We start from the raw sequence: 7,392 nt of genomic DNA, 5'->3' as shown, positions 1-7,392 counted from the left end.
TGAGTTTCGGCAATTTCTATCCCTTCGACTTCCTCTGCTTCAACAGATAACTCATCTGCTGCATTTTCCTCCTCATCTTCATCCTGGGCGAACCATTCGTCCCCCACATCTTCCAACGCAAAAGTCGCAGTCACGCTAGCTTCGATCGTACCGCGTTTGTTTTGGGCGCTGTTCACCAAATCCGGCAAACGTTCAGCCCGCATTCCCTTAGAACTCGAAAGTCCGAGACAAAACAGCAAAGCGTCGAGGATGTTGGACTTCCCAGAACCGTTGGGCCCGGAAACCACAGTAAAACCGGGCAGCACGGGAATGGCCGTCGTGCCGCCAAAAGATTTAAAGTTAGTCAGTTCGATCCGTTTAATGTGAACCATATGCTAGGAGTAGCTTTGGCTGCTTCGTGAAACTTATCTAAACTTGTCTAAACTCATTTTTAGACACAATTCGATTTCACTTCCTACGCTGTTGGGTAGACGGCTAATCCCAAGATAAGTAGGCTATTCCCCTCAAGCCGAGGGTTCCCAATTTAAAATATTCAAACTTGCGTTAAAATCCCGCTCCAAAGATATGCCACAAGTAGGACAGTCAAAAGTCCGAACGCTTAGTGGCATATCTTTTTTTGTGCCACAATTTGAGCAAGTTTTCGTACTAGGGAACCACTGGTCTACTAGCACTAAACTAGCTCCATACATAAGGCATTTGTAGTCGAGCTGACGTTTGAATTCGTAAAATCCCAGGTCAGATATTGCTCCAGCTAACTTATGATTCGCCATCATTCCTTGAACATTCAAGTTCTCAATCTTAATTAGCTTGAAAGTTTTAGCTAGGTAAGTTGTTAACTTGTGAAGGAAGTCTAAGCGAATACGAGCGACTCGTGCATGGATCTGACTAATTTTGTTGTAGGTTTTGCGCTGATTTCGAGAGCCTTTTACCTGTTTAGATGCTTGGCGCTGTAAAGTAGCAAGCTTGGTTTTCGCTTGCTTTAGCGGCTTTGGTGCATCAAAACTCTGTTGGGTTGATAGCGTGGCCGCATACTTGATGCCGACATCAATTCCTACAGAACCTTCAGACTGCCCACCGGGCAGGCGCTCTGCATCCACACAAAAGGAAACAAACCAGCGATTACCTTCTTTTGAAACCGTAAAAGTTTGAGAAATAAAACCACATTCTAACGGCTCAAAAAGTCGAAAAGTTCCCAACGTAGGAATCTTGATAGTGCTACCAGCGACTAACAAAAGTTTACCGTTAGATGAATCAACCGTAAAAGATTGACCGTCTCGCCGGCTGGCGAACTTCGGATGACCTGCTTTCCCCGAACGATATCGACTAAAAGCATCTTTTAAGTCAATCAAAGCGTTTTGATAAACTCGGCTAGACAACTGGTTCATCCAAGCAAATTCAGACGTTTTCTTGACGTGATTGGTGAGAACCTTCTTGACTTCGTTGAGTACCTTCGAGTCGGTAAATTTCCCCTCACTGTACATTTGAGTTCGCAGGCTCAACCCAAAATTGAAAACTACGCGCCGGAATCCTGCGTGTTTTGCCATCAACGTCGCTTCCTTGTTATTTAATTTTAGCGCCCGCTTGACAGCAAACATGAAACTTCCTCTCGGTGATTAACTGTGAATAAGTTTAGCAAAGTATTTGGCACTTAAGTTTTACTCTAGGTTGTTGTCACAGGTTAGCACAGGCAATGGGGCGATCGACAATGTGTTAACTTTCTAGCATTGTCGATCGAACAGATATCTTACACCTTTGTCAACAACCCAGCCGGCTTTTACTTCAAAAGATCGTTGACAAAGCTATAACATCTGTGATCCGAGCGACCGCTACAAATGAACGTAAATTTTGATACAGATAATTTCATGAGACTCGATCGACATTATTTATGCGATTAAACCTGAAAGCCTTACCCAGACTGAAGCTTGGCAAATATAATGCCGAGAATCCCTAATGTTACCCCTAGACATATAAAAACTTTCCGGTAAAATCGAACCAAAATTAATAATGTATAAAGTAACGAAGCGAATTATGGAGGGCAAACCCATTACACCAGCTCAGAACTCATCTAACCTGCCAGCTTCACCTGAAAGCGACCAACAAGTATTACAAATTTGGGGTCGCCAGCCCCTTAAAGGACACGTCAAAATCAGCGGCGCCAAAAACTCGGCCTTAGTCGTCATGGCAGGAGCCCTGCTATGCCCAGAGGATTGCCGTCTCCGCAACGTTCCCGGTCTAGTCGATGTCGCCCGCATGGGGCAAATTCTCTCGGCTGTAGGAGTCAAATTACAGCAGCACGGGGACGTTTTAGACATCAACGCCAGCAACCTCATAGACGCTCAAGCCCCCTACGAATTAGTCAGCCAACTGCGGGCGAGCTTCTTTATTATCGGCCCACTGCTAGCGCGTTTGGGATTTGCCAAAGTACCCTTGCCCGGTGGGTGCGCCATCGGTGCCCGACCCGTTGAACTCCACGTTCGCGGTTTGCAAGCCCTCGGTGCCGAAGTCCACATCGACCACGGCACCGTTCACGCTTACGTCAAAGGGCCGAACCGCCGCCTGAAAGGAGCCAAAATTTATTTGGACTACCCCAGCGTTGGCGCAACTGAAACTTTGATGATGGCGGCGACTCTGGCCCAAGGAGAAACCGTGATTGAAAATGCGGCTCAAGAGCCGGAAGTCGCAGATTTGGCGAATTTCTGCTGCGCCATGGGAGCAAAAATTCAAGGCGCTGGCACGAATACGATCGTCATTTCGGGAGTTCCCAAGCTGCACGCGGTAGACTATCCAATTATTCCCGATCGCATTGAAGCCGGAACATTTTTAGTAGCCGGAGCCATCACTCACTCCGAAATCAGTTTGTCGCCGGTAATTCCCGACCACCTGACCGCAGTCATTGCCAAATTGAAGACAATTGGGGCGAAAATTATTGCAGAATCCCCCGACATTTTGCGGATAGTTCCCGGCCAAACTCACTCGGCCACAGACATCGAAACTCTGCCTTACCCTGGTTTCCCCACAGATATGCAAGCTCAGTTTATGGCTTTGCTGACGCTGAGCGAGGGCGACAGCTTGATCAAAGAAACCGTGTTTGAGAATCGCTTGCGCCACGTAGCAGAACTCAACCGCATGGGCGCCGACATTCGCCTTAAAGGCAATGTCGCGATTGTGCGCGGAGTGTCGATGCTGTCGGGTGCGCCAGTAATGGCAACAGATTTGCGGGCTTCGGCGGCGTTAGTGCTAGCGGGACTGGCAGCCGATGGTGTCACCACCATCAGCAGCTTGCAGCACTTAGACCGCGGCTATGAGCAGTTAGAGGTGAAACTGCAAAAATTGGGAGCTAAGTTGCGGCGCGTCAAAGAGGGCACAGACCCGGCGACTGCTGAGGCTCCTGTCAATCCCGTGCGATCGGGTTTAAACTGTTAATTAGTCATTAGTCAGCAGTCATTAGTCATTAGGAAGAAGGAAGAAGGAAGAAGGAAGAAGGAAGAAGGAAGAAAAATAATTCAACCTTTTTTAATTGCCAATTCATAATTCCCATTTCCCAATGACCGATGACTAACGACCAGTGACTCTTGACTAATGACTCAGGATTAAAATGTCGAACATACCGCTCATCGGTTTGAAAGCAGACCAGTTTCGCCACCCGCTAGACTTGGAAGCCACCAACACGCTCAAACAACTGCCCGGCCTGGATTTGATGGTGCGGCAGTTGCTCGGACAACTGGGCGAACAGTTTTTCATGCTGGAAAATCTGGCTTCCAGCGTCCAAGTCGGCGAAAATCAATTGCCCCACCTGCATCAATTGCTGTTGGATGCCTGCAAAACTCTTGATTTGGAACCGCCGCAGCTTTATGTCCGCCAGCATCCGATGCCAAATGCTTACACCTTTGCGATGCGGGGAAAACAGCCTTTTGTGGTGATGCACACTTCTCTGATTGATTTGCTCACAGACGAGGAAGTTAAGGCGGTAATCGCTCACGAGTTGGGGCATTTGAAGTGCGAGCACGGAGTTTACCTGACTCTGGCTAATTTAATTGTGTTGGCCGCCGGTCAAATTTCGCCTGTGGGAACCGTGCTCGCCCAGGGTTTGCAGGCGCAAATGTTGGAATGGTTGCGGTGTGCGGAATTTACGTGCGATCGCGCAGCCTTGCTCGCCACCCAAGACCCAAAAGTGGTAGCATCACTGTTGATGAAACTGGCCGGAGGTTCGCCGACTTTAGCTCCCAAACTGAATGTAGATGCGTTTTTGGCGCAGGCGCGGGCCTACGACGACCTCAGCAGCACTCAATTGGGAGAAATGCTCAAACAAGCTCAGACGGCTCAGTTGTCCCATCCTGTACCAGTATTGCGGGCCAGAGAGATCGATCGCTGGGCAAGTTCAAAAGATTATGAATCTTTGCTTGCAGGAAATCGATCAATGTGTTATGATGGTGAAACCCAAAAGGGCGGGTGGCGAAATTGGTAGACGCATCAGACTCAAAATCTGACACCGAAAGGTATGAGAGTTCGATTCTCTCCCCGCCCACTACTAAAAAAGCTTAATAAATCTAGGGTTCCAGGTGATTAGTCTGGAACCCTAATTTATATTGGGAATCGGGAATCGGGAATCGGGAATTGCGAATTGCGAATTGGTAACTAATGACAATCGTTAACCGTCAACAGTCAACCGTTAACCGTTAACCGTTAACCGTCAACAGTCAACAGTCAACCGTTAACCGTCAACAGATTTTATGGGTGAAATCGCCGCTTTAGGCGCTGCATTTGTCTGGGCTCTATCTTCCACCATCTGGCAGCGAGTGGGACAGCAAATCCCCGCAGTGGTGCTAAACTTGCTCAAAGGTGCGATCGCCCTTTTCATGCTCCTTGCCACTGTACTAATTTTAGGTAAACCCTTACCCGCAATCAACCCTAATATTTTAGCAATGCTGCTCATCAGCGGCGGCCTAGGAATTGGCATCGGAGACACCGCTTTCTTTATCGTATTAAAATATTTAGGCGCGAGGCGAACGCTGCTTTTAGAAACCCTATCTCCCCCTTTAACAGCTTTATTGGGCTTAATATTTTTGCAAGAAAAGTTATCGCTGATTGCTTGTACTGGCATTCTTTTAACTATCTGCGGCGTAGCGTGGGTAATTGCAGAACGAACAGCGGAAACAACCTTATCATCAAAACATCTTTGGCAGGGATTAGCCATTAGTTTATTAGGACAAACAACCCACGCGGCCGGAGCTGTTTTATCCCGCGCTGCCTTCACTCAAATAGATATTGATCCCCTGTGGACAGCAGCCTTACGTTTGAGCGGCGGCATGGCAGTCATGCTATGTTTTTTGAGTCCAACAAACCTTGACAGTTTCAAACAATTAAAAGTGCCAAAACTATTAGGTGCAATAATTATAGCAGCTTTTTTAGGAACCTATCTCGGAATTTTTCTGCAACAGACTTCGCTGAAATATGCACCTGCAGCAATCGCTCAAACACTCATTTCTACCAGTCCCCTATTTATACTGCCTTTAGCGGTGTTGGCGGGCGAAAAAGTGAGCATTAGGGCTATTTTGGGGGTAGTTGGTGCGATCGGCGGAATCGCCTTATTATTGGGTTTGAAGTGATAATATTTTAGACAGAAGTGTTGCGTGTCGCTCAACAATCAAAAAATCACCTGTCATTATGATCTAATTAAGGGTAGAAAGATGTTAATCTATGTGATTTTTGCTGGGATAATTGACTTTTTTGAGAAAATTGATTAAAGTCAGCATATATATTTGTTGTTAAGCGAACGCTCAAGATTGTATCAGACAATCGCTCGTCTTGTATTTGGGCGATTTGAGGCTAGAATGAAACAGCCTTGGGAAGGCGGGGGGTACGCAAATTACAAATAATTGGTCAATTTATTTGAATAAGGAAGAATATCCCAGTAAATCAACCACCTTACACGATGGCTGGTGTATTGCCTTAATCAGTGACAAATTCAAATATTGAGTAAGTTAAGATGTCTGACCTAAGCTCAAAAACCACCGAACACCTAGACTACCCATTCCTATTAGTCACGCACATGGTCTGCGCGGATCAGCAGATTCACAGTGAAGAGTCGAAAGCACTACGCGAACTAGCAACGCAGATCGGCGCTTCTGAACGCACTCTCGCTGAGATGGAAAAAATTCTTGCTCAAGAAGAAAGTCAGCTTTCTGTAGAGGATTTAGCTGCGAAAGTGTCGCCCGGTGAGCAAAGTGAAGCTATGTCGCAAATGTTGGCGATCGCCTATGTTGACGGTTTCTGTTCAGCATTAGAACGCCAGATGGCGGAACAAGTAGCACGGATTTGGAACTGGCCACCGGGAGAAGTACAGCGACAGTTGGCAGAAGTTGGAGCCTTTAGTGATACTCGATTTATAGGCGAACATAACCAACAACAGAAACCCTCTATAGGTGCGCGTTTCCTTAAAGGGGCTGATTCTCTCCTTTCACGCGCATTGGTGGATAATGTAGCAAAACTCACTGGGAGCGAGCAAAAAGTTGAGCAAATACGCCGGGAAATCCTGTTAACGGGGCCAGAATATGATGAGGCGATTCGTCAGTGTGCAGTCATCGCTGATGAAGATTATAAATTTGCAGAATTGGCACTTGAAAGTGCTGATAAAGCTCTTTCCAAGTTGGAAAAAAATATTAAAGTGGCTATCGAAAACATCAAATATAAAACAAGCGGTAAAGGTCAAGCTACCACTGCTAAGGAAGTCGCCAAGCAACTTGAGAATACTGGAAACGATCTCAGTGCCGAAATTATCAAAGAAATGAAAATTGTGCGCGACTCGCTTCGGGCCAAGGAACGCGCTCTCAATCATTTCAGCATCGCTTTTATGGGCAAAACTAAGGCGGGAAAGAGCACTCTTCACGCCATAATTACAGATGATGGATGGGATGCGATCGGTGTAGGCAAGCAGCGCACAACTCGGTTGAATCGGGTGTGCGAGTGGAAGAATATTCGCATCATTGATACTCCTGGGATTGGTGCTCCGGGTGGGGAAAGTGATGAAGAAATTGCTAAAAGTATTATCGACGAGTCAGATGTGATTTGTTATGTGGTGACAAGTGACAGCATCCAAGAGAGTGAGTTTGGTTTCTTACAATTATTGAAGGAAAAAGCTAAGCCGCTCATTATTCTGCTGAATATCCATAAAAATCTGAGCGACCCACGCCGGTTGGAGCATTTCTTACAGAACCCTGATAAACTGTTTGTTATGGAGGGTCAAAGTGGTATTGGTGGGCACATTCAACGTATCCGCCGTTACGCTAAACAGCATTATGCTAATGACTACTTCGATATTAGACCTCTTGCGAAAGTCTCAGGCGAGCGCTAATTTATCTTCAAAGAAAGTTCATAATTATAAATACCAGCAAT

At 46.5% G+C, this 7,392-nt stretch carries 6 protein-coding genes and 1 tRNA gene; 5 read left to right on the top strand and 2 right to left on the bottom strand.

The window, feature by feature from the left end:
* Positions 1 to 371, bottom strand: a 371-nt coding sequence (locus tag QUB44_RS26250; RefSeq protein ID WP_333053366.1) for an AAA family ATPase, incomplete at its 3' end; no start/stop codon positions are given.
* A gap of 132 nt (positions 372 to 503) precedes the next feature.
* On the bottom strand, positions 504 to 1,595 hold the full coding sequence (locus QUB44_RS26245) for an RNA-guided endonuclease TnpB family protein (protein WP_333053367.1): 1,092 nt from the start codon (positions 1,593 to 1,595) through the stop codon (positions 504 to 506).
* Positions 1,596 to 2,004: 409 nt separating this feature from the next.
* Here QUB44_RS26245 and murA point away from each other — a divergent pair, with 409 nt between their 5' ends.
* From murA to QUB44_RS26220, 5 genes are all read left to right on the top strand, one after another.
* On the top strand, positions 2,005 to 3,423 hold the full coding sequence (murA, locus tag QUB44_RS26240; RefSeq protein ID WP_333372118.1) for a UDP-N-acetylglucosamine 1-carboxyvinyltransferase: 1,419 nt from the start codon (positions 2,005 to 2,007) through the stop codon (positions 3,421 to 3,423).
* A gap of 172 nt (positions 3,424 to 3,595) precedes the next feature.
* On the top strand, positions 3,596 to 4,465 hold the full coding sequence (locus tag QUB44_RS26235) for a M48 family metallopeptidase (protein ID WP_333372116.1): 870 nt from the start codon (positions 3,596 to 3,598) through the stop codon (positions 4,463 to 4,465).
* Positions 4,444 to 4,525, top strand: a tRNA-Leu gene (locus tag QUB44_RS26230). Before QUB44_RS26235 ends, QUB44_RS26230 begins: the two co-directional genes overlap by 22 nt.
* A gap of 205 nt (positions 4,526 to 4,730) precedes the next feature.
* Positions 4,731 to 5,606, top strand: a complete 876-nt coding sequence (locus QUB44_RS26225) for a DMT family transporter (protein WP_333372114.1) — start codon at positions 4,731 to 4,733, stop codon at positions 5,604 to 5,606.
* 380 nt (positions 5,607 to 5,986) lie between these two features.
* Entirely contained in the window at positions 5,987 to 7,351 is a 1,365-nt protein-coding gene (locus QUB44_RS26220; protein ID WP_333372112.1) for a GTPase, read from the top strand.
* Positions 7,352 to 7,392 lie beyond the last annotated feature (41 nt).

The sequence above is a fragment of the Microcoleus sp. AT3-D2 genome, from assembly GCF_036705715.1.
Classification (GTDB): domain Bacteria; phylum Cyanobacteriota; class Cyanobacteriia; order Cyanobacteriales; family Microcoleaceae; genus Microcoleus.
Note: the sequence above shows the minus strand (reverse complement) of the source record. Positions and strands in the feature narration are given on the sequence as shown.

Coding starts and splice junctions, on each gene's coding strand:
- QUB44_RS26245 (WP_333053367.1), bottom strand. CDS start 1,595: ATGTTTGCTGTCAAGCGGGCGCTAAAATTAAATAACAAGGAAGCGACG.
- QUB44_RS26235 (WP_333372116.1), top strand. CDS start 3,596: ATGTCGAACATACCGCTCATCGGTTTGAAAGCAGACCAGTTTCGCCAC.
- QUB44_RS26225 (WP_333372114.1), top strand. CDS start 4,731: ATGGGTGAAATCGCCGCTTTAGGCGCTGCATTTGTCTGGGCTCTATCT.
- QUB44_RS26220 (WP_333372112.1), top strand. CDS start 5,987: ATGTCTGACCTAAGCTCAAAAACCACCGAACACCTAGACTACCCATTC.
- murA (WP_333372118.1), top strand. CDS start 2,005: ATGTATAAAGTAACGAAGCGAATTATGGAGGGCAAACCCATTACACCA.